Annotated in this window: 12 protein-coding genes and 1 tRNA gene; 8 read left to right on the top strand and 5 right to left on the bottom strand. The window is 56.3% G+C overall.

Annotated elements, in window-relative coordinates; translation table 11 throughout:
- Window positions 1–252 precede the first annotated feature (252 nt).
- The 4 genes from SH139x_RS26280 to SH139x_RS26265 all read left to right on the top strand — a co-directional run bounded on the left by SH139x_RS26280 (window position 253) and on the right by SH139x_RS26265 (window position 9,574).
- Window positions 253–3,333 (top strand): bifunctional serine/threonine-protein kinase/formylglycine-generating enzyme family protein, encoded by a 3,081-nt coding sequence (locus SH139x_RS26280; RefSeq protein WP_488352702.1) that lies wholly within the window; start codon window positions 253–255, stop codon window positions 3,331–3,333.
- Between the two features lie 38 nt (window positions 3,334–3,371).
- Entirely contained in the window at window positions 3,372–6,257 is a 2,886-nt protein-coding gene (locus SH139x_RS26275; RefSeq protein ID WP_488352701.1) for a M23 family metallopeptidase, read from the top strand.
- Window positions 6,258–6,467: 210 nt separating this feature from the next.
- Window positions 6,468–7,505, top strand: coding sequence for an acyl-CoA desaturase (locus tag SH139x_RS26270; protein ID WP_488352700.1), 1,038 nt, complete (start codon window positions 6,468–6,470; stop codon window positions 7,503–7,505).
- A gap of 665 nt (window positions 7,506–8,170) precedes the next feature.
- On the top strand, window positions 8,171–9,574 hold the full coding sequence (locus SH139x_RS26265) for a prenyltransferase/squalene oxidase repeat-containing protein (RefSeq protein WP_488352699.1): 1,404 nt from the start codon (window positions 8,171–8,173) through the stop codon (window positions 9,572–9,574).
- A gap of 261 nt (window positions 9,575–9,835) precedes the next feature.
- Here the strand turns inward: SH139x_RS26265 and arsA are convergent, their stop codons facing one another.
- The 5 genes from arsA to SH139x_RS26240 form a co-directional block, all read right to left on the bottom strand.
- Window positions 9,836–11,635: an arsenical pump-driving ATPase gene (gene arsA, locus SH139x_RS26260; protein WP_488352698.1), complete on the bottom strand. Its 1,800-nt coding sequence runs from the start codon at window positions 11,633–11,635 to the stop codon at window positions 9,836–9,838.
- Window positions 11,636–11,690: 55 nt separating this feature from the next.
- On the bottom strand, window positions 11,691–12,068 hold the full coding sequence (arsD, locus tag SH139x_RS26255) for an arsenite efflux transporter metallochaperone ArsD (RefSeq protein WP_488352697.1): 378 nt from the start codon (window positions 12,066–12,068) through the stop codon (window positions 11,691–11,693).
- Window positions 12,069–12,358: 290 nt separating this feature from the next.
- Window positions 12,359–12,441 (bottom strand) — tRNA-Ser (locus SH139x_RS26250).
- Between the two features lie 50 nt (window positions 12,442–12,491).
- A complete protein-coding gene (locus SH139x_RS26245; protein ID WP_488352696.1) occupies window positions 12,492–13,052 on the bottom strand; it encodes a hypothetical protein in 561 nt (186 codons plus the stop codon).
- Between the two features lie 87 nt (window positions 13,053–13,139).
- Window positions 13,140–14,870 (bottom strand): hypothetical protein, encoded by a 1,731-nt coding sequence (locus SH139x_RS26240; protein ID WP_488352695.1) that lies wholly within the window; start codon window positions 14,868–14,870, stop codon window positions 13,140–13,142.
- Window positions 14,871–15,523: 653 nt separating this feature from the next.
- On the opposite strand from SH139x_RS26240, the gene SH139x_RS26235 reads away from it, so the two are divergent.
- Genes SH139x_RS26235 through SH139x_RS26220 form a run of 4 tightly spaced genes read left to right on the top strand, consistent with a single transcriptional unit; the run spans window position 15,524 to window position 20,996 of the window.
- Window positions 15,524–17,272, top strand: a complete 1,749-nt coding sequence (locus tag SH139x_RS26235; RefSeq protein ID WP_488352694.1) for a response regulator — start codon at window positions 15,524–15,526, stop codon at window positions 17,270–17,272.
- A 35-nt stretch (window positions 17,273–17,307) separates the two neighbouring features.
- Window positions 17,308–17,988, top strand: a complete 681-nt coding sequence (locus tag SH139x_RS26230; RefSeq protein ID WP_488352693.1) for an ECF-type sigma factor — start codon at window positions 17,308–17,310, stop codon at window positions 17,986–17,988.
- Window positions 17,985–18,836, top strand: a complete 852-nt coding sequence (locus tag SH139x_RS26225) for a hypothetical protein (protein WP_488352692.1) — start codon at window positions 17,985–17,987, stop codon at window positions 18,834–18,836. Before SH139x_RS26230 ends, SH139x_RS26225 begins: the two co-directional genes overlap by 4 nt.
- A 57-nt stretch (window positions 18,837–18,893) precedes the next feature.
- Window positions 18,894–20,996: an NAD(+) synthase gene (locus SH139x_RS26220; RefSeq protein ID WP_488352691.1), complete on the top strand. Its 2,103-nt coding sequence runs from the start codon at window positions 18,894–18,896 to the stop codon at window positions 20,994–20,996.
- Window positions 20,997–21,143: the final 147 nt, after the last annotated feature.

Below are 21,143 nucleotides of genomic sequence, written 5' to 3'. Positions count from 1 at the left end.
AATCGATCTCTGGTTGTCGCATACCTATGTGAGCCCCGCGCGACGATGCTGCGAGGCTAACCCACAGCATCCTTTCTTGCACCTACCATTCGCGGCTTGGCAATCGGTTCATTGTCTCTCTCCAAACATCCCAGCCGATCGACAGCGACATCTCAAGTGTCAGAGCGGAAGATATTCCTCTCCGCACTCGCTATCGGGGACCCTGCTCGTCGAGCTAGCTTTCTTGACGAAGCGTGTCAGGGAAACGCAAGCTTGCGGCAGCGGATTGAGTTGCTGCTGCTGGCCGATAGTCGCAGTGGAGACTTTCTCGAATCCCCCGCCATGGAAGATCAATTTGCGGGAATTGGAATCCCCTTGGCTCAGCCGGCATCCTTCAGCACATCCTCGGACTTTGATGAAAGCGAAGCGTGCCCTGCCGAGGAATATCTATCTGCCGACCCACCCGCCCCCCCGATGCCCGATCTCAGCTTCCTCGCACCATCCTCAGTCCCAGGTGTGTTAGGTGAGTTGCAACACTATCAAGTGCACAAGGTGCTGGGCGTCGGTAGCTTTGGCATTGTGCTGCAAGCCACCGATACCAAGCTAACGCGTCAAGTCGCGATCAAAGTGCTCCATCCCGTGTTGGCTCAAACCTCGCCACCACGAAAACGATTTCTCCGCGAAGCACGCGCCTTGGCCGCCGTGCGACATCCAAATCTAGTGCATATTTATGCGGTGGAAAGCGAACCGCTGCCGTTCCTGGTGATGGAATTGGTGCCCGGCCCGACGCTGCAAGACCGCATCCATGTGGATGGGCCCCTGGAACTCGACGAACTGCTCGACATCGCCAGGCAACTGGCCTTGGCATTGACTGCCGCACACGCTCAAGGGGTGATTCATCGCGATATCAAACCAGCCAATATCCTGCTCGAATACACGACAAACCTCCGCGCCGTGCTAACCGATTTTGGACTCGCTCGCTCCGTCGAGGATGCCAGCATGACTCGCACGGGAGTCATTGCTGGGACTCCGATGTATATGTCACCCGAGCAAGCCACCTTGGCGACGGTCGACGACAGAGCCGACCTCTTCAGTCTCGGCAGCGTGTTGTATGTGATGATTACCGGTCGCCCCCCGTTTCGCGCCAACAGCATGGTGGGGGTGCTAATGCGAGTTGCCCAAGCGACGCCGCGGCCCATTCCCGAGATCGTTCCCGATTGTCCGACTTGGCTGTGCGACCTGGTGGAGCGTCTGATGCGAAAGGATCCAGCGGAACGAATCCAATCCTCCAGCGAAGTGGGCGAAATTATAGCCGCCGGAATCGCGGGTGAATTGGCGACGCCACCTGCACCAAGCGAGGCGACAACCACGATCCCGAGGCTGATCGATAAACGATTGGTGGTGCGGCGGCAACGCCCTCACGTACTTGCCCGCGTGCTGCGTCTTGCCTTCATCCTACTGCCCTTAATGGCTTTCTATTTTGTTGAGGGTTCCGTCGTGCGACGCTGGATGGATCAATTAGTGCCCGCTCCCTCGTTCGTACAGAAACAACCCGTCACGGAACAACCCGTCAGCGACAAAGCCGATGGTCCGTCTTCAACCGCGGCTTCCACGCCGAGCCGTGCGGCTCCGCCGGCAACATCTACTCCCGCTAAACGGCCAGAAACTACCGCAGGCGATTCCACCAATACCGCCACTCATAAGCTGTTCCCGGCGGATGCCCCCCTAGCGGCCATTGCTCCGTTCGATCGTTTTCAAGCGGTCTCGCTGCAAGAGCAGTGGGCCGATTACTTGCAAACACCGGTCGAGTTCACTGACACGCTGGGTATCACCTTCCGGCTCATTCCGCCTGGAGAATCCTCTGCAGGCAGCACACGCCCCTTCTATCTAGCATCCACCGAACTGACGCAGCTGCAATTTGATAGCGTCATGTCGTATCACCCTTCGTACTTCAGCGAGAGCGGCGGAGGGGCCCCACAAGTCGCCGGCCTCGACACCGACGCGTTTCCTGTCGAGTCGGTTTCGTGGCAAGCAACCAACGAATTTTTGAAACGACTGAACTCGCGTTGGCGTCTCCCCACAGCATCCAGCGGCAGCGAGGCGGCTAGCGTGAAACTAGGTTATCGGTTGCCCACCGAAACAGAATGGGAGCTGGCTTGCCGAGCCGGCTCCGCAGCACCGTTTTGGTACGGCCAGGACCCTGCGTCCATCTCGCCGCAAGACAATTTTGCCAAGCAACGAACAACACCCCGCGTTGTTGCCACGGGGGTCGCGAACCCCTTCGGTCTGCATGATGTGCATGGCAATGTCGGCGAGCTCGTTGCGGATGCGCTTTCCACCAGCCAGGATGTGCCGGCCGAAGGGCTTGCCACAGCATCATCTCTGGTGATCGTACGAGGTGGCGATTGGGACAACGCCGCCGACCTGGCTCGCTCCGCAGCCCGGCGACGCTTAGCCATTGACGAAGTGCCCGCGGCTACAACCGGCATCCGATTGGCCATGGACGTCGCCACGCTACCACGCGTCCATGCTCCAAATTTGACCGCCGAGGTGGGCGACTTCTCAGTCTTACACGGTGCTACTACCGAACAGTTTCAAGAATGGCTAACGGGCCTTCGCGGCAAGCTGGTTCCCACGGCAATCAATTTGCGCTCCGGTGCCGAGGAGCCAATCTACGACGCACTGGCGCGCGAATGTCCGCCCAATTTGCGGTGGCGTCTCAATCGTTTCAACAATGATGTTGAAGCCGGCCAAGATTACAATCGTATGAAAGGCGGTTACGGCACATTCTGGAGAACAACCATTCCCACCACCGGAGTTGTTCCCGCAAAGTGTGCGGGGCTCTCACTATGGATCGCCAAAGAAGGCGGCCGGTGGGGAACATGGAACATCTGGCGGCGAAATGTACAGCCTGTGATCACGGCGAACAGTCGCCAAGGCCAGCTGATCAATTCCATCTGCGTCGCCTACTCAGGTGGAACGCGAAACAGCCACTATTTGCAAGTCAGTCGACCTGGTGTTGGGAATCACCCCTATGCCGATCTAACACTCGCAGACTTCATTGCGAAAGCCGACAAGTACCGCGCGCGTGGCTGGCGATTGCATTTTCTCCAATTGCACACCGGCACTCCCGAACTTCGCATCGCTTGTACGTTTCGCGAAAACTCGGCTGGCTATGAGTGGGAATTGGAGACGGATTTATCAGCATCCAACTTGGAAGCAATGCTAGTGGAGAAAAGAAAAGCTGGCTACCACCCCGTCGGCCTGGCATCGTACCAAGAAGCGGACCGAGTTCGCTATCTGGTTGTCTGGCAACAAAAAACGGCGCCCCGGGTCGCTACCACATTGAATTGATGAATTTGTATTTCTCATTACTTCCTGGAGTGAATTTGATGAACTACCCAATGAAAAGACGTCGCGGTGTCTCCAGAAGATTCGAGACCCTGGAGAATAGAAACCTGTTGACCGCGGCGTTACTTGCGGAGCTGGGAGATGCTCCTGCCAACGATGCTCCCACTGTTAATGCAACCCCTGGCGGAGCGGAAGTGGCTCCGCAGTTGGAAGTTCACGCATACCGACCCACCCCAGTCCCGGCGAAATCATCATTCACACAGGCGACTTTTCGACGGGTAAAAGATGTGCCTTTTGCCGATGGTAGCTACAGCCTGAAAAGCGGCCCGGGCAAATCGTCAGAACCAAATATCCGCGTCACCAGCACGCAAATCTTGCGAGACGGAAATGGGACATTGGTAGATGATCTGCCGCAAGGTCAAATGGTAAAGCTGGGAGTCAATTTCACCACGCAGAATGTACCCCAGGGAGCTCGTTTTGATATTGTGTTTGCCATGAACGGGGTACCGTTGGTCATGGAAAACGTGAACGCGACGGGAAGTGGTTCTTGGTACGCCGAGATGCAAGGCTGGTACGCCGAGACCGAGCAGCATTTCCTCTTCGTCTCGGTCGACTCGAGTAGTGAGATTGCCGAGAGTGACGAAACCGATAACAGCGTTGCACAGACGTTCGTCCCCACGGCGCCGCTCGACTTGCCCGCGAAACTGATCTATCCGGTCGAACAACGTGAAGACATCCCTCTGGTGACGATCAACTACAGTGACATGGATCCCCGCAGCGGACAAGCCGAAGACTTTGCCGGGGGAGCTTATCAAACCGACGGGCACGTGGGCTGGGACATCGGTGTGGCCCACTTTGGATTCCAAGATCGTGGCATCGGTATCGTGGCTGCGGCCGGCGGAGTGGTCTCAGAGGCGGTTGATGGCAATACTGATCGGAACTACCCCTTCCTATTTGGAAGTGGTAACGCGCAGCCTAATTACGTGATTATCGAGCATGGGAATGGCTGGCAAACACGCTACTCGCAACTCGCTCGCGATTCGGTGACCGTCAGCGTGGGTGATCAGGTAACTGCCGGTCAAATCATCGGCAACATGGGCAGTTCCGGTCCAAGCGATGGTACGCACTTGGCATTTACCCTGCTTCGTCAGGGGATGCCTGTGGAATCAATGGTTGCACCCGAGGCCTATTTCATCGATCCCACTGTATTAGTCTACCAACCCGAACTGCCAACTTATGCGTTGGATGCGGCATTTAGCATCGTTTCCTTGGGAGGATCGAGTTCGACCTACTTGCGAGAGGGACTTCCGATCATTGAAAAATTAGATAACGGTCGCTTCCGCGATGCAAATTTCACCACATTCGTTTCGCACTTAAACCCTGGTGATGAAACGTCAATTATTTTCACCCGCCCCAATGGAACGATTGCCCAACAGACGGATGAGACCCACGAAGATGCGTTGCGCAAACCAATTTTGAGACAGGCGATACCTGCGAATCAATGGATGCCTCACCTGGGAACGTGGCAAGTAAGAACATTGGTTAATGGTGAAGTTATTGCGGAACGCAATTTTGAGGTCGTAACTGACGATGCGCCGCCGGTATTTGGCCTGGGATCATTAGAGCATCATCCGTCGGGTCTAACTTCGCCGGTGGCCTATGTTAATCCCCGTGGTACCTTTGTTTTGCGAAACTTTGGTGATTCGGTTCTGGAACTAGGAACCCCTATGGTGCCCGATGGATTTATACTTGTTTCGGCCCCCACATCAATCAATCCGAGCGGTAGTCCCACGATGCGGATTGACCGTGTTGACACCTTTGGCAGCAAGTCTTTCGGAGTGGTGCGCATTCCCACCAATGATCCCAATTTCCCCGAATACACATTTAACATCGAGGCGGTCTCGAATGATCCCGGCGGATTTACCACGGTCACCATGCCCGGTCCAGCGGTCGCTTATCGCCTTGGCAACGAACCAATGCAGCTCGACGCAACAGCCGAATTCGATAGCCTCTTCAGCCCCGCCGGCGAACTGCGTCTTATCTGGGAGGGAGGTCGACGCGAGGGTGACTTGTTGACGATTGAAGACCAAGGCAACGGCGAAGGACAAATCGGAGTTGAAGGCAACGCGATCAGTTTCGCCGGTACTGCCATTGGCACGATCACCAGCGGCGGGTCGGCCCCCGACGATCTTATCATCGAATTCAACAGCGAGGTGGCGATTCCAGCCGTGACCGCGCTACTCCGCGCGGTGAACTTCTCCACTACCAGCACCGAGACTGGGCCGCGTTTTATTCGTGCCTACGTGGTTGATATCTTTGATGAGATTTCGACGCATGCCTACAAGTCAGTACGAGTGCATGGCGAGGCTGCGGCACCGATCATCGTGGAATCGATCGACCTGCCCGATAACGATGACGATCGCAGCATGCTGCAAAATCTCACAGTGCAATTCGACCAGCCCGTCGCCTTCGGAGCCAACGCCTTCGAGGTCATTCGCCGCGATGATCAAGCAACCGTCGGCGTGGTGGTCGATGAAAGTTTGGTGGACGGAAAAACGGTCGCCACACTGAGCTTTACCGGGCCGCTGGTTGCTTTTGGTTCGCTGGCTGACGGCAATTACCAATTACGAATCAACGCCGATCAGATTTTCAGCGCCACGGGAGGTCGCCTGTCTGGTGACGGCGACGGCGGCGATTACCTCTTCGGTGACGAGGAAGCCGACGGATTCTATCGTTTGTTCGGTGATATCAACGGCGATCGCGAAGTTGGCTTTGTCGATTTCTTGGGCTTCCGCAGCAGCTTTGACGCTGGTGCAGAGGATCCCAATTTTGAGCCCGCCTTCGATTACAACCAAGACGACAGCGTGGGCTTTGTTGATTTTCTCCAGTTTCGCAACCGGTTCGGCGACGAATTGCCGTTTGTGTAGACCGAGCGCCAATGACGGTCCGGGGGCGCTCCTCACAGAGCGCCCGATTGTTAAAGGGCGATGATTTTTTGCCGGTTCAAGCGTCGGGTTAGCGACTTTTGTGAGCCAAGCTCACGACAAACGGCAGCGGACCAGCTAAGCTATTGACTGGCTCCTCTTTCGTGGGTGGCGACAGCCACCCAAAAGGTACTCTTTCGTGAAGCTTTTTTTATGGCGAATGACCTTCAGACCGTCTCGGATTCGACTGACACAAACACGGTCGACCTGCTGTCGCGCCCAAGCGGGGAGTCAACTGCAACGCGTCAAAAGCCGGGCGAGCAATTTGCAGATGGGCCAGCTCTCGATGCGAAGCCAGCCGGCAAGCCCGACACCAGTCGTATCCGCTGGGACTACGCGATTTTCTTTGCCGTGTTGCATGCCCTGGCCCTGCTGGCCCTATTGCCCTACTTTTTTTCTTGGCCAGGTGTGATCGCATTCGTGGCAGGGGTCGTGATCTTTGGTCAAATGGCGATCCCGATCGGTTATCACCGACTGTTGACGCACCGCAGCTTTCGCTGTACCAAGTGGTTTGAACGATCGCTGGTGACGTTGGCAATGTGCTCGGCTCAAGAGACGCCGGCTCACTGGGTTGCTTGGCATCGCATGCACCATTCGCATTCGGATCACCACCAGGATCCGCATTCGCCACGCGTCAGTTTTTTGTGGGCTCACGTGCGTTGGTTAGTCCATGAAAACCGCACTCGCATGGCCACGTTCAGCATGTATGAAAAGTACGCCCGAGATATCCTTGGCGATCCCTACTATCGCTGGATTGAAAAGCTGCCCAGCCCGGCCGGTATCTTCTACTTGGCGCATGCTCTGGTTTACGGGCTGATCACCACGGCGATCTGTCTAGGATTATATGGTAACACTTCACAAGCCTATCAATTGGCAGCCAGCGTGTTCGTTTGGGGCGTGGTGGTCCGCACGGTTTGGGTTTGGCATATCACATGGGCGGTTAATTCATTGAGCCATATTTCTGGCTACCGCAACTATGAAACGAACGATGACAGCCGCAACAACTGGTTTGTCACATTGTTGACCGCCGGCGAGGGCTGGCACAACAACCACCACGCCGACCCGTCGAGCGCTTCGGTCCAACATCGTTGGTGGGAAATCGACCTCAACTATTATGCAATTCGGGTCTTTGGCATGTTGGGATTGGCTTCCCACATCATCGAACCACGATTCAAAAGAAAGCGGCAATGAAATTTGTCTTTCGAGTAACCATCCCGATGGAAAGTCGTTTTTTCCTTATGCGGCTTGCTTACTTGTTCGTATGGTTCGCGATTTTACCCATGGAGGCATCCTGCTCGCAGGAGAATAGCGTCCCGAGGTCTGCGCCTCCTGAAGCTGCGGAGCAGGCGAAGATTCAGGAGATTGTCCTGCGTGCATTTCCGCCCTCTGATGATTCGGATCACAAGGCAATTGTCGCGTCGGTAAAGAAGATCCTCGAACTTGCAAAGAAAGACACCACATCGGCGGGAAGGCGATATGTTTTGCTCTTGGAAGCGGAGAAACGCGCTTTAACCGCGGGAGATGCAGACTCTTTCCACTCCGCCATCACGTTGCGCGTTGAACGATTCAGAATCAGCAAGTGGAAAACGTGTAGCACCGGTTATGTTGCGTTCGCAGAACGAGCCCCCGGTAAGTTCATTGACTCTCGACTCCTCGCCGACACACGAGAGCTTGCCACACAGCACGCGGACGGAGGAAAATTGGAGTTGGAGCAGTCGATTGAGTTTCTGACCGCCATTTGGAACGCAGTCAAGGCAGCCAACGGCGACCCCGAGCTCAAGGCATCAATCGCCGCTCTTGGTAGCGAATTGTTTAACCGCAGGTCGTTGGAGGCTCAGTACGAACGAGCTGTCGAGGTGCTCGCGGAAGATCCGGAAAATTCGGCCGCGAATTTCGTCGTCGGCCAAAGGTTGGCGATCGAGGGCACGGATTGGCCCAGGGCTCTTCAATGTTTCCTGAAAAGTGGGGAGAAGGCGTTTCGCGATGCCGCGCGGGCGGAGGCGGAAATGGAGCCGCCCGGCGCGATTGCCGATGCCTGGGCTGAGGCTGTCGCGACCGTCCCACGGTCGAGCAAGCTTAACGACGCTATCACGCAGCATGCGATCGATTGGTATGAGCGTGCAAAGGCGGGGAAAACCGAGGAGCTTGACCGGATCGCCATGCAAAACAGCATTGATCAGCTGCGGAAACGCCTGAGCACAGAGCCCGATGACCAGGCAGGAACACTCAAGCCCGTTGCTCCATCAAAAAAAGAGCTTCTCGTATCTTTTGGTGGTACAGAAAAAACACAGGCTGCAGTCTCGCTCAGTCTCGCATGGCTGGCACGCAACCAGAAAAGAGACGGCGCATGGAGTATGCGCGGTCCGTACGGTGATGGGGGGCTTGTTGAAAACGAGTGTGCGGCCACGGCCATGGCTTTGCTTGCCTTTATCGGTGAGGGGCAAACGCATAGGCAGGGCGTGTATAAGAATGTGGTCCGCGCTGGAATTCTTTATCTCCTCCGGCTCCAAAACCGCAGCGGTTTTTTTGCCGATGGCACAACGAAGCAAGGAAAAATGTATGCCCAGGCGTTGGCAACCATTGCCGTTTGCGATTTGTATCGCATCACGGAGGATCCGACACTGAAGGCCCCAGCTAGGCTAGCGATCGAATTTATCACGACGTCCCAGGCACCCCAAGGCGGCTGGCGCTACCAACCGAGAATTGATTCGGACACGTCAGTGACTGGATGGTTCGTCACGGCCTTAACGAGTGGACGCAACGCGGGGCTGGCCGTCGAAAAATCGGTGTGGATTAACATCGACCGATATCTCGACACTATGTCGACAGACGAAAAAAGTGCCTATCGCTACCATCATAACAACCCTCTTCCAAATCCAAGCATGACGGCTGCCGGTTTGCTGTGCCGAAGATACATCAGTTGGGACCGAGATCAAATGGCGTTAAAACGCGGGATCGGGGCGCTATTGACAGACGCAGCTTTCGATTACGGTGACCGCGACGTCTACTATTGGTACTATGCCACGAGGCTCCTGCGTCACCAAGGTGGTAATTCATGGACAAAGTGGAACGAGACGATGCGAGTTGCACTGCCGGCCAATCAGGTGACGGAGGGCCGGGAGAAAGGAAGTTGGTCTCCAGGAGGCGACCGCTGGGCGGAGAGCGCGGGAAGGCTTTATACGACGTGTTTTTCTACCTATTGCCTGCAAGCCTATTACAGCGTTCCAACAATTGCGCACGACACTTCGGAAAAGAAATGATGCGGCCAGAAATCTTTGGGCGAATGATTGTCCGCACGCGTGCTTCGAGGATGCCGGTCCCCATTACGGTGTGCACCACTGGGCCTAGGCTAATTTTATGACTGGTCACCGCGATGGGCTGGCTGCGAATATACCAAACAACCGCGGTAATGATGGCGAACAGCAGGAGATACCGCACGGCCCGCAGGCCCCTGAAAACTTTCTTAGAAACGATGGTTGAGTCATGATGTCATTCGCAATGAGCCTGGGTAGATTTGCAGCTCAGGTAGATTTGTTGAGCTGCGAAGTCGTTAGATCACTTTGGGTCAGGCGACTGAGGCCACTCAGCCCGGTTGGCGGCGCGATCTGCCAAGGCACCATCGCCGCCCGGCTGGAGTGCAACTGTTGCACTTCCAGCAAGTACTTTTGCTCATGCCATTGACGCTGGATCAACAACGGATCGGTCAGCGGTAGGGGGCTGAGCACCTGATTAACGACCCAAGCGTATGGTTCAATTTCAGCCCGCCGTAAGTCTCGCTGCAGGGCGGCTGCCTCGTGGACTGGAGTCGCTTCGGCCAGCGTGACAATTAGGACCCGAGTGAAATGGGGATCACGGAGACGCGGCAGTAAGTTTTCCACCGCCGCCGGCATTTCACTGGATTGCCTCGTGACTTCACGATGGTAAGCGAGCGCGGAATCGAGCAGCAGAACCGTGTGGCCGGTGGGCGCCGTATCGAGCACCACAAATTTGTTGGTGCCGGCAGCAACCGCATCGGCGAATGCTCTAAACACGGCGATCTCCGCGGTGCAGGGTGAACGCAAGTCCTCCTCAAGCAATGCTTTGCCTCGCTGATCAAGACCAGCGCCTGCGCGCGATAAAACCTCTGCGGAATACTTGGCGGTCTCGGCTACCGGATCAATGCGAGTGACCGATAGATTTGGCAGACACTCGTCGTTTATCGCCGCGGCGAGGTGAGCAGCCGGGTCTGTCGTCGATAAATCGACCTCGTATCCCCGCTGGGCAATCGCCACTGCCACAGCGGCCGCCACCGTGGTTTTGCCCACACCACCCTTACCCATCGCCAAAATGACACCGTGTCCGGGAGCGATCAGATCGTCAATGAGCGTGGCGAGCAAAGGCAATGCTGTCGCCCGCTCCAAAGTACCTTGGGTGATACTTTCAGGGGAAGCAGCAACCGAGTCGGGTTTACCAAGTTGGCGCAATGATTCGATGCCCAGAACTCCACTTGGCTGCAATGGCACGACCGTGCGGGGCAAGGCTCGCAGTTGCTCGGGTATGGCGTTTAATGCGGAGCTGCCTCTTTGCTGTAGAGCAATCGCGTAGGGGTCGTTCGCGTCGACCGCTTGGAAAAGACCATTGATCACCAGATGCTGATTCACGACCCCCAGCTCGGCAAGCTCAACGCTGGTGCGCGCTGCTTCGCGGAGAGCGCTCGGTTCGGCGCGAGCAACGAGAACGAGTGTCGTTACTGTTGCATCTCCGAGCGCCCGCACCGACTGTTGATAGAGCTTCTGCTGGGCTTGCAAACCTGCCAGCGGGCCCAAGCAACTGGTGCCCGTCGTATTCTGCTGCATGAACCCATCCCAGGCGGATGGCAATGTTAACAATCGAAGCGTATGCCCGGTCGGTGCCGTATCGAACACCACGTAGTCGAATTGGGATGTCGCTTCTTTGTCGCCCAGCAGTCTTGAGAATTCATCGAAAGCGGCAATTTCCAGCGTGCAAGAACCCGAGAATTGTTCCTCCATACTCACCACCGCGGCCTCGGGCAACAAACCACGATAGGGGCCGACCATTCGCTCTCGATATTCAGCCGCCGATTTTTCAGGATCGATGTTCATCGCGAACAACGTTGCTAACTGCGGCACTGAGGTAGGCCGATTTCCCAGGCTAACCTCCAACACCTCCTCCAGATTGGAGGCCGGGTCGGTGGAGACCAGCAACACCCGCTGCCCCGCATCGGCCAACTGCACCGCGGAGGCGCAAGCCAGCGATGTCTTGCCGACACCACCTTTGCCAGTAAAGAACAAAATCCGCGTCGGTCGTTCGAGAAATTTCATCGGAACAATGCTTTGTGTTTCAGTGACGCTGGCGTGGCAACGGCGGCGGAGAGCTTTAGCAGCAACCGGTTGAGTCGCCGCTGCAGCAGTCGCCGCCAGGTTTAGCGACCGGCAACGCTGGCCGGGAGGGAGTGTTACCAACCCAAGCGGCGAGCGATTCGCGAGAGGGGTAAACCTGTTGACTAACAATTTCGCCATCAATTTGCACGACGGGCAAACAGTCGGTACCAGTCGTACTCAACAGTTGATGAATTGCTTTGTTGTCAATAAAAGCTTGAGGCTGCTGAGCCAAGTTGTAACGTTCGACTTGGTGACCTTGCGCTTGCAACCAATCGAGATCGGCAGCGAACTTGGGCAACACCGGATCGACATCGGGACCACAAACGCCGGTCGAGCAGCACATCGGTTTGTCGTAGATAATAATTGTCTTCATGTTTGATTCCCCAGCTGTTTGTTATTGTAGAACCGCTGTCCCCAGCTGTTTGCTATTGTAGAACCGCTGTCCCCAGCTGTTGGTTATTGTAGAACCGCTGTCCCCAGCTGTTTGCCATTGTAGAACCGCTGTCCCCAGCTGTTTGTTGGGACCGCAAGCGATTGGGGACAATCGCTCTACATTGGGGGCAATCGCTTTACATTGAAAAACAAAAAAAAGCCGCCGGCGGAATTGCTTCTGCTGGCGGCTTTCTTTATTTTGTCGCGATCGACTTACGTCAGTCACGAAAGCGGAGGGCACGGGACTCGAACCCGCAACCCCTTGCGGGGCAACTGATTTCGAATCAGCCTCCTCACCAATTCGGATACCCTCCGGCTCGGACGACAGTATGACTGGGAGCAGCCCGCATCGTCAAGTTCTCTCTCAGAGATTCGCGGGCAGCTGGAGGCTCAGGCTCCGCTGCTCGGTAACCCCCGCCCAACGCTGCAACAACTCCATGAATTGAGCGTCATCTTGCAGAGCCATTTCTAACTGCCGATCCGCCAGTTGCCGACCCGCCAATTGACTCTCATTGAGATAGACATTGCCCAACGGGGAGAGTTCCAGCTCAATCGTACCGCTGCTGGGAAATTTCGCCGCGGCGACGATTTCAGCCAGCCGCTGGCCAATTTTTTCCAGCAATCCGGCGGAATCTGGAGCGTCGATTGTCGGCTCGGCTGCGGTGGAGTCGGCCTGCCAAACTCCAGCCAGCGTCTGAGCGAAATCACCAGCCGCGCTGAGCAGCGGGCGAGCGACTGACTGAGCGGCTTTGGCGGCCGATAGCGGGGCGATGATGGTTGAGAACGGATCCATATAACGTCGACTATCGGCACCGCCGAGTTGGCGAGTTAAACGATTTTGTCGATTATAGCGAAATCGATGCTGGATCTCGATTCGACGCTGCTCAGGCAACGGAAACGAAAAAACCCCCACGCGTGCGAACACGCGTGGGGGCTCTGGAGGGTCACAGCCGATCTACTCTGGTCGCCCCTGAAGATCGGGGGTCAACTCAGGTTCGATACGGCGGAGTGATCAGTTGCAGCTGGTGCAACCGCTGCCAACAGCCATGCCGCTGGAGACGATAACGCCGGTGGAAACAGCTCCGCCGCAGCTTCCGCAACCGCTGCTCATTGGCACGGTAACGGTTTGGGGAACGCGACGGCAAACGGTCACGTCAACTTCCTTTTGAACTTGGTAGGGTACACACACTGTGTACGGCTGTTCAACTTGCTCGTTCACGGTGTCGTAAACGGTGACCATGACCTTACGCACGTCGGTGTTGGGGACCATCGTGACGTACTTGACTTCACGTTGCTTGTCTTGCATTTCGCAACGAACCCTTTGAACTTGCTTGACAACTTGTTCGGCTTCGTAGCGAGTCACGTTAACCAATCGTTGCTTGGTTTGCATTTCCATCCTGGTGACATTGACCAAACGCTTTTGCGGAACCATGCGGCACTTTTGCACGGTGTAAGTGCGCTGACGAACTTCTGGGCGGCAACGTTGCACGTTGAGCACGCGTTCGCGTTGCTCGGTCACCATGCGGGTGACAGGCACCATTCGCTTTTGAACTTCCATGCGGGTCTTGGTGACGTTGATCGTACGTTGTTGTTGCTCGGTGCGATAACGGGTCACGTCGACCATTTGCTTGCGAACTTCGGTTGAGCAAGTGGTGACGGTGTACTCGTAAGGCTCTTGGACGATTTGAGTTTGGTAGGTGGTCACAGGAGTTTGCACAGTCACGGGATTACTGACGTAGCGGCGACGGCAAACGGTTTGCGTGGTACCGCAACCGCCGGCGTACCCGACCATGTCACCACAGCCCGAGGTGGTTGCACAGCCACCGCAACCGGCGCTGCCACCGCAACCGGCGCCGCTACCACAACCGGCCGATTGACCGCAGCCAACTTCGACCATTTCGGTGGTCCAGTAACCTTGATCGACGCACTGAGTGCGCATGGTGGTTACGGGAACTTGCTTGCAGACGGTACGCATGCCTTGGCGAACTTCTTGACGAGGCACTTGCACGGTGTAAGTTTGTTCAACTGGCTCTGTGTAAGGAACCTGAACGGTATATGTTTGCACAACGGGTTCGGTGTAGGGGACGCAAACTTGATAGGTTTGCTCGACTTGCTCGACCTGTGGTACGCAAACGGTGTACACCTGCTTCACTTGCTCGGTGTAAGGAACCATCACGGTGTAATTTTGCACCATTTGCTCGGTGTATGGCTCTGCGACCATAACCGATTGCTCAACTTGCTGAGTCACTGGAACACATACTTGGTATGATTGCTCAACTTGCTCAACAACAGGCTTTTGCACGGTGTACGTTACGTCTTCGACGTAAGGAACTTGCACGGCGACCTGATAGTTCTCAACTCGCACTTGCTCTTGAGGAACCATGGTCACAACGGTTTGCTCACGCTCTTCTTGGCGTGGCACTTGACGGCAAACGGTGACCATGCGAACACGCTGTTCGTTGCGATATTCGGTGCTGGTCACGATCCGCTTTTCAGTTACGTACTGAGGCACGTAAACGGTTTTGGTGGTGTAGGTGGGGCCGCAGTCGGCAGCCATCCCTTCACCAACAACCATGGCACCGCCGCTGACGACGGTCCCACCGCAGCCGCTGGAGACGCTGGTCTGGCCGCAGGGACTGGCGGTTGCACAGCCGCCGCAATCTCCACATCCAGCGAGGGCTTGCGTTGCGGAAAGTGCAACAGCGGCAACCCCCATGGCGAAACTAAGAACTTTAACTCTCATCAAATTTACCCCTCCACACGGCTCACCACGGTGAGACAGCTGAAGAAAAACAAGGAAGTGATTATCAATGTGGGACCAGCGGCTAATCGTTGAGCCCACAGTCCAAACTGATGGCTAGTCCCCAAATGTAGGCCCTATTACACGACTGTCAACGGTTAACGGTCAGTTAAAGTAGGGGAATCAGGGGAAATGAGCGGCCATTCTTCGCCGCCATTTCATTTTTGTCGTAAATAGAGTTATCAGAACACCCCCCCCGCACCACCATTGGTGCTAAGGAAAAACCGCTTGTTGACGGGAAGAAAAGGAGATGTTTCTCGCGGAATGTGTTGACGAGTTGCTCATGCGGAAGGGGGCAAGCGGGGGGAGATGGTTTGGGCCGGGACCCGACCGGCTACGTAGGACCAGCTCAGACCCATGCATCTCTGTGAAAAATAGAAAAGTTTTTCTGAGCCGAGCAAATGGGCTTGGGGGGAATTAAACCGCCAGTGTTTGCCACTAAAGCGGGGCCAATCTTCCTTTAGTTACTTGATCGCGCGTGGTGTACGGGGCACCCCAAGGGTGAAACCCAGGAGAACATGTTCGCAGTTAGCCGAGGTTTTCTATACTGACAACAGGCAAGCTGCCGATTGGAACCGTCGGCGGGAGGAAAACGCGTGAAACCGCTACCACGCATATTGCAAATAGGCGATCCGCGCCAGTTCGATCTCAACGGAGATGCGAACCGCGCTGAGATCGTAACTGCGCAGAACGCGGCCGCAGCGCTCCATTTGTTGGCCCACGAATCGTTTGCGGAGATACGGATCGCTGCGGATGGGTTTGAGTCGGGCAGAGATTTGTTGTTGACTAAGCAGAGCGACGACATGTTGCGGGACATGCCCGACGGCGTCGCGCTGGTCGACGATCGACGTTGCATTTTGTGGGCGAACCGACGGCTGGAAACATGGGCCGGACGGGAATCGCTGGTCGGGCTCGAGTTCTACGAGGGGTTGGCCAATCCCGAGATCATGGGCGCCGATTTCTGTCCCTTCCACACGGCGATGGCCACGGGCATGCCGAGCGGCATGACGTTGAGGACGGAAGACAATCGCTTTTTCCAGGTCCACGCCGCGCCGCTGATGGCGGCTCCCGCCACTGCCGATGCCGGAACGGCAAATGATGCTGGCAGGCTTGCTCGCCCTCAGCATTTAGTCGTCACTGTTAGCGACATCACCGAGGAGATTCTGCAGCAGCAAAAGCTGGCCGCGATTCATCTGGCCGGTCGCCAATTGGCCGACTTGAGGCCCGATGAGATTTTCTTAATGGATGTTGATCAGCGGATTGACCTGCTGAAGGAGAACATTCGGCATTACTTAAGTGACTTGCTGAATTTTGATGTGATCGAGATTCGCCTGCTCGAGCAGGCGACGGGTTACCTGATGCCCCTGTTGAGCGTGGGGATTGATCAAGAGGCGGCCGATCGCCAGTTGTTCGCTCAACCCAACGGCAACGGCGTTACCGGATTCGTGGCCGCCACCGGAAATAGCTATCTCTGCGAAGATGTCAGCAACGACCCGCTCTATATCCCCGGGATTGCTGGCGCCAACAGCTCGCTGACCGTGCCCTTGATGTTGCATGATCAAGTTTTGGGAACGATCAACGTGGAAAGTCCTGAAGTGGGCGCTTTTTCGACTAGTGACATTCAGTTCCTGGAAATCTTTGCCCGCGACGTGGCTCACGCCCTGAACACTCTTGAGTTGCTGGTGGCTCAGAAAGCCAATACGGCTCAACAAAGTTGCGAAGCGATTCACAGCGCCGTGGCGATGCCGGTTGACGAGATCCTCAACGATGCGGTCAACGTGATGGAGGGATACATCGGCCACGAGGGAGAAATGGTCGATCGCCTCCGCCGAATTTTGCAAAACGCTCGCGACATAAAACAGATGATCCAACAAGTGGGTCAAACGATGACGCCACTGGACGCCGTGCCCGCCGGCGTGAAGGGGCCGCAGCGAGCGATTTTGGAGAAACGTCGCATCTTAGTGGTCGACTCTGATGAACAAGTGCGAAACGATGCCCATCAATTACTGGAGCGTTATGGCTGCATCGTAGAAACCGCTCACATCGGTAACGAAGCGGTCATGATGGTCCGCGGCAGCGACGAATTTCGTTATGATGTGATCATCAGCGATATTCGCTTGCCCGATTTCAGCGGATATCAGTTGATGTGTCGTTTGCAAAAGTTCATGAGTCCGGTGCCGATGGTATTGATGACCGGGTTTGGATACGACCCCGGGCATTCAATTGTTAAAGCGCGGCAAGCCGGTTTGCACCCCAAAGCGATCCTTTACAAGCCTTTCCGTTTGGATCAGCTGATTGACGTGGTGGAGACCGTTGTTCAGGTTTATCAGACGCAGCACGCTTAACGCCTCCGGCTCACGGTTGGATCACAGGGGGGCAGATGCGAGATAGTAAGCACGACAACAATCAGCACAACAGCAACAGCGACAACGACGGCGACAGCGAGCAGGAACTGGAGCAATTTACCGCTTGCCTGCGGCGAGTTCGCGAAGGCTCCATGGATGCCATCGATGAGCTCTACAAACAATATTTTGCCCGTTCGGTGTTGCATGCTCAAGCAAACTTGCGGGACGGCGAGGGGCGGATCATCGATGGTGAAGTGGCCGCCAACAGTGCTCTCGATAGCCTGATCCATCGCGTTCGCGGGGGGGCTTACGGAGACGTTACCGACCAAGTAGCCATGTGGCGATTGGTAGCAAAGATCGTCGACCGCAAGGTGACAAAGTATCGCCGTCGGATGTATGGACCAACTCGCAGCCCACGAAAACCGATCCTTGCGGTCGATCAGATTGGTGACGACAGCTCGCAGGGCGATGGCCCCGTGCCGCTGGCCGCCGGCGGTCCTTCACCGCTGGCGCAAGCGATCGCTGATGAATCGTTAAACCGTTTGCTGGCACACCTCTCCGACGCGGACGCCAAAGCGGTGCTGCTGCTTCGACTGGAAGGCTACAGTGATTTGGAGATCTCCGAGCACCTGGGGCACAGTCGCAGTTGGGTCCAACGCCGCTCGGATACCATTCGCCGCGTCGCTCAGTCTTTAATGTCGGAAGATGCGCTGTGAGCCACCCGCCCGACCTGCCGATTGACGCTCCCTCCGACTCCCCCTCAGACGCTCCTTCCGATGCTCCGCAGAATTATTGCGAGCCCGCCTCTGAGGACGCACTGCTTGATCGCTTCGAGCACGAATGGCTCACCGCAGCTAGCCCTCCCAATCTGCTCGACTACTGTCGCTGGGGAGCGAAATCCAAGCAACTCCCTCCACCTGCGTTACTGCAATTGGCGATGACCGACCTGGAGTTTCGCTGGCGTAAAGGGGCCGGGGAGTTGCCGCTGACGCTCACTTGGTACCGCCAGCACCTGCGGCAGTTTGGTTTTGGTCTTGTTGAGCTGGAGCAATTAGGCAGTCACGAATTGGTTGTGCGATGTTATTGGGGCGATCAACCGGCGATTGAGGATTTAGTCGCCGAGCAATTTCCCGACGCTTCCGCCGGGGCGGCTGAGGAGCGGACGCAAGCCTATCTGGAAAAACTCGACCAAGCCTTTCCGTTAACTGCCAACGTGACGGTGGCGGGACGCCATTACTTTCGTTGCCATCTCAAATCACCTTGCGAGTTGGGTAGGCGGCGAACGGGGGAACCGCACCCTCCAGCACTCTTGCCGCCGCTTAACTACCCACCCCATCATCGCCTGTTGGTCGCCGATCGTCAGCAGAACAACGTTTCCCGCCAGCAGTTACTCTTGCGCCGCGTGGCCCTCGACCAAGTTGACATCACGGCACTCAGCCGCAACGTTGGTTGTCACGTGGGTGGTTGTCGGTTGCCAGTTCGCCAAACGGTACGTTGCCCGATTATTCCACTCGGCTTGGAAATCCGCTTTCATCACGTCATCCTACACCTGCGGCGTGTATAACCTATAAGCGCCACGTAGCTGATACTTTCTTTGCCCCTTTCGGATGACCCGCGCACGATGGGCCCACATGGTTTCCTCCGGATCGCTTGTTTCAGCCCTCGCGTCTCTGTCGCCAATCCGCAGGCAAATCTGCGAGCCATCCAATCTGCCCTCTCGTTGGCAACCGATGCGGATATTTTGTTGTTTCCCGAATTGGCCATCACCGGTTACTCGTGCGGTGATTTATTTGCCCAACAAGCGTTGCTCAACGAAGCTATCGCAGCCGTTCTGAAACTAGCCCAGGATAGCCGGCAAATCGCTGGCTTAATCGTCGTCGGCTGTCCGCTGCAGGTGGGCTCCGCGCTATACAACACGGCTGTCGTGATCCAGCAAGGCCGTCTGCTGGCTGTCGTTCCCAAACAACACTTACCCAGTTACCGCGAGTTTTACGAAACTCGCTGGTTCCGCCCAGCAACGGGGCAAGAACCTGAATCGATTCAGCTTGGCGATCAAGCGGTACCGTTCGGCATCGATCTCCTAGTGGCCTACGGTCAGGCGCTGGTGGGAATCGAAATCTGCGAGGATTTATGGACACCCATCCCGCCTTCCAGTCGCCAAGCCTTAGCCGGTGCCCAAGTGCTGTTGAACCTCTCGGCCAGCAACGAGTTGATCGGCAAAGCCGAGTGGCGAACCGAACTGGTGATCTCGCAAGCGGGTCGCTGCCTGGCCGCCTACGCCTACGCCAGCGCGGGCCCCTCCGAGTCGACCACCGACTTGGTCTTCAGTGGCCATTGCTTGATCGCCGAGAATGGCCGGACGCTGGCTAGCCAGCGGGCGCTAGACGGAAAAAATTTGCCGCAACCTAGCGATATGCACGTCCAACTAACCGCCGATGTCGATCTGGAGCTGTTGGCACACGAACGTCGCCTGCAAAACACCTTCCTCGATCCACGCGGTTACCGCGTTGGCAACTTTCGCCACGTCTCCGCAAACGCACCCGTCGTCGCGGCCGCATCCGTCGTTCCGTCGGCGGTCGCCACAGGCAAAGCCGCTCAAGCTTCTGAGTCGCAGAGATCTGCGGCGGAACATTCTGCGGCGGAACATTCTGCGGGTCGGGCCAGCCGGTGGCAGCTGCGACGGACGATTGCGGCACAGCCCTTTGTGCCCGCTTCGGCGACCGATCTGCGGCATCGCTGTGAGGAGATTCTGGCCATTCAAGTAGCCGCTTTGACCAAGCGTTTGACTCGCCTACCCGATTCCCTCTCGCTGGCAATCGGCGTTTCCGGTGGGTTGGACAGCACGCTGGCCCTGCTGGTCGCCTGCCAAGCCTGTGATGCGTTGGGCTGGGAACGGCAGCGGATCAGCGGGCTGACGATGCCTGGCTTTGGGACTTCGGAAACGACGCGCCGGCGAGCTGAAACCTTGATGAACTTACTGCGCGTTGATCACCGGCTCGTCGACATTCGCACCCTCTGCTTGGATACTTTCAGAGCACTTGGCCACCGCCCGTTTGGCATTGATACCAGCGAATTGAAGGTCGACCAATTCCAAGCCGCTTTGGGCAACTTGGCGACTGACCGCGGCGACCTGACTTTTGAAAACGTGCAAGCCAGGGTTCGCACGCTGGTGTTGATGAATCAAGGTTTTGTGCTGGGAACTGGGGATCTTTCCGAACAAGCGTTGGGATGGAGCACTTATAACGGCGACCACATGTCGATGTACAACGTGAACTGTTCAATCCCCAAGACTTTGGTCCGTTTTCTCGTTCGCCACGCGGCGGACCAACTGACTGAGGGACCATTGTTCACGATTCTACAATCGATCGCCGCGGCGCCGATTACACCCGAGCTACTCCCGCTGGGCCGGGATGGTGAAAGCCAGCAAGATACCGAAGCGGTGCTGGGACCTTACGAATTGCATGACTTTTTCCTTTATCATTTTGTCCGCTACGGTTGCGGCCGCGAAAAAATACTATTCCTCGCTAGTCAAGCTGATTTCTCACAAGCTTATACTCGCCAACAGATTGCCGACACGTTAGATACGTTCTTCCGGCGTTTCTTTCATAACCAGTTTAAACGGAGCTGCGTTCCCGACGGGCCCAAGGTTGGCACCGTCAGCTTGAGTCCTCGGGGGGACTGGCGAATGCCCAGCGATGCTGATCCCGATGCCTTTCGGACTTGAACTGGCCACCTTAGTCTCCCGAAATTTCCTTTAATCGAATTTACCGATACCATCCGCTTGCTTTTCGCCCACATGATTTGGCCCGGCTGCAGGAAAACGCGGCCTGCGCCAACTTGTCAAGCTAGGTTTTCCAGGTAAACCCACTCA

Origin of the sequence: Kothea flammea (genome assembly GCF_052161645.1) — a bacterium.
Classification (GTDB): Bacteria; Planctomycetota; Planctomycetia; order Pirellulales; family Pirellulaceae; genus Laterigemmans.
Note: the sequence above shows the minus strand (reverse complement) of the source record. Positions and strands in the feature narration are given on the sequence as shown.

Excerpts from the sequence above, each read along its gene's own strand:
- SH139x_RS26275 (WP_488352701.1), top strand. The coding sequence starts at position 3,372 with ATGAACTACCCAATGAAAAGACGTCGCGGTGTCTCCAGAAGATTCGAG.
- SH139x_RS26270 (WP_488352700.1), top strand. The coding sequence starts at position 6,468 with ATGGCGAATGACCTTCAGACCGTCTCGGATTCGACTGACACAAACACG.
- arsA (WP_488352698.1), bottom strand. The coding sequence starts at position 11,635 with ATGAAATTTCTCGAACGACCGACGCGGATTTTGTTCTTTACTGGCAAA.
- arsD (WP_488352697.1), bottom strand. The coding sequence starts at position 12,068 with ATGAAGACAATTATTATCTACGACAAACCGATGTGCTGCTCGACCGGC.
- SH139x_RS26240 (WP_488352695.1), bottom strand. The coding sequence starts at position 14,870 with ATGAGAGTTAAAGTTCTTAGTTTCGCCATGGGGGTTGCCGCTGTTGCA.
- SH139x_RS26230 (WP_488352693.1), top strand. The coding sequence starts at position 17,308 with ATGCGAGATAGTAAGCACGACAACAATCAGCACAACAGCAACAGCGAC.
- SH139x_RS26220 (WP_488352691.1), top strand. The coding sequence starts at position 18,894 with ATGGGCCCACATGGTTTCCTCCGGATCGCTTGTTTCAGCCCTCGCGTC.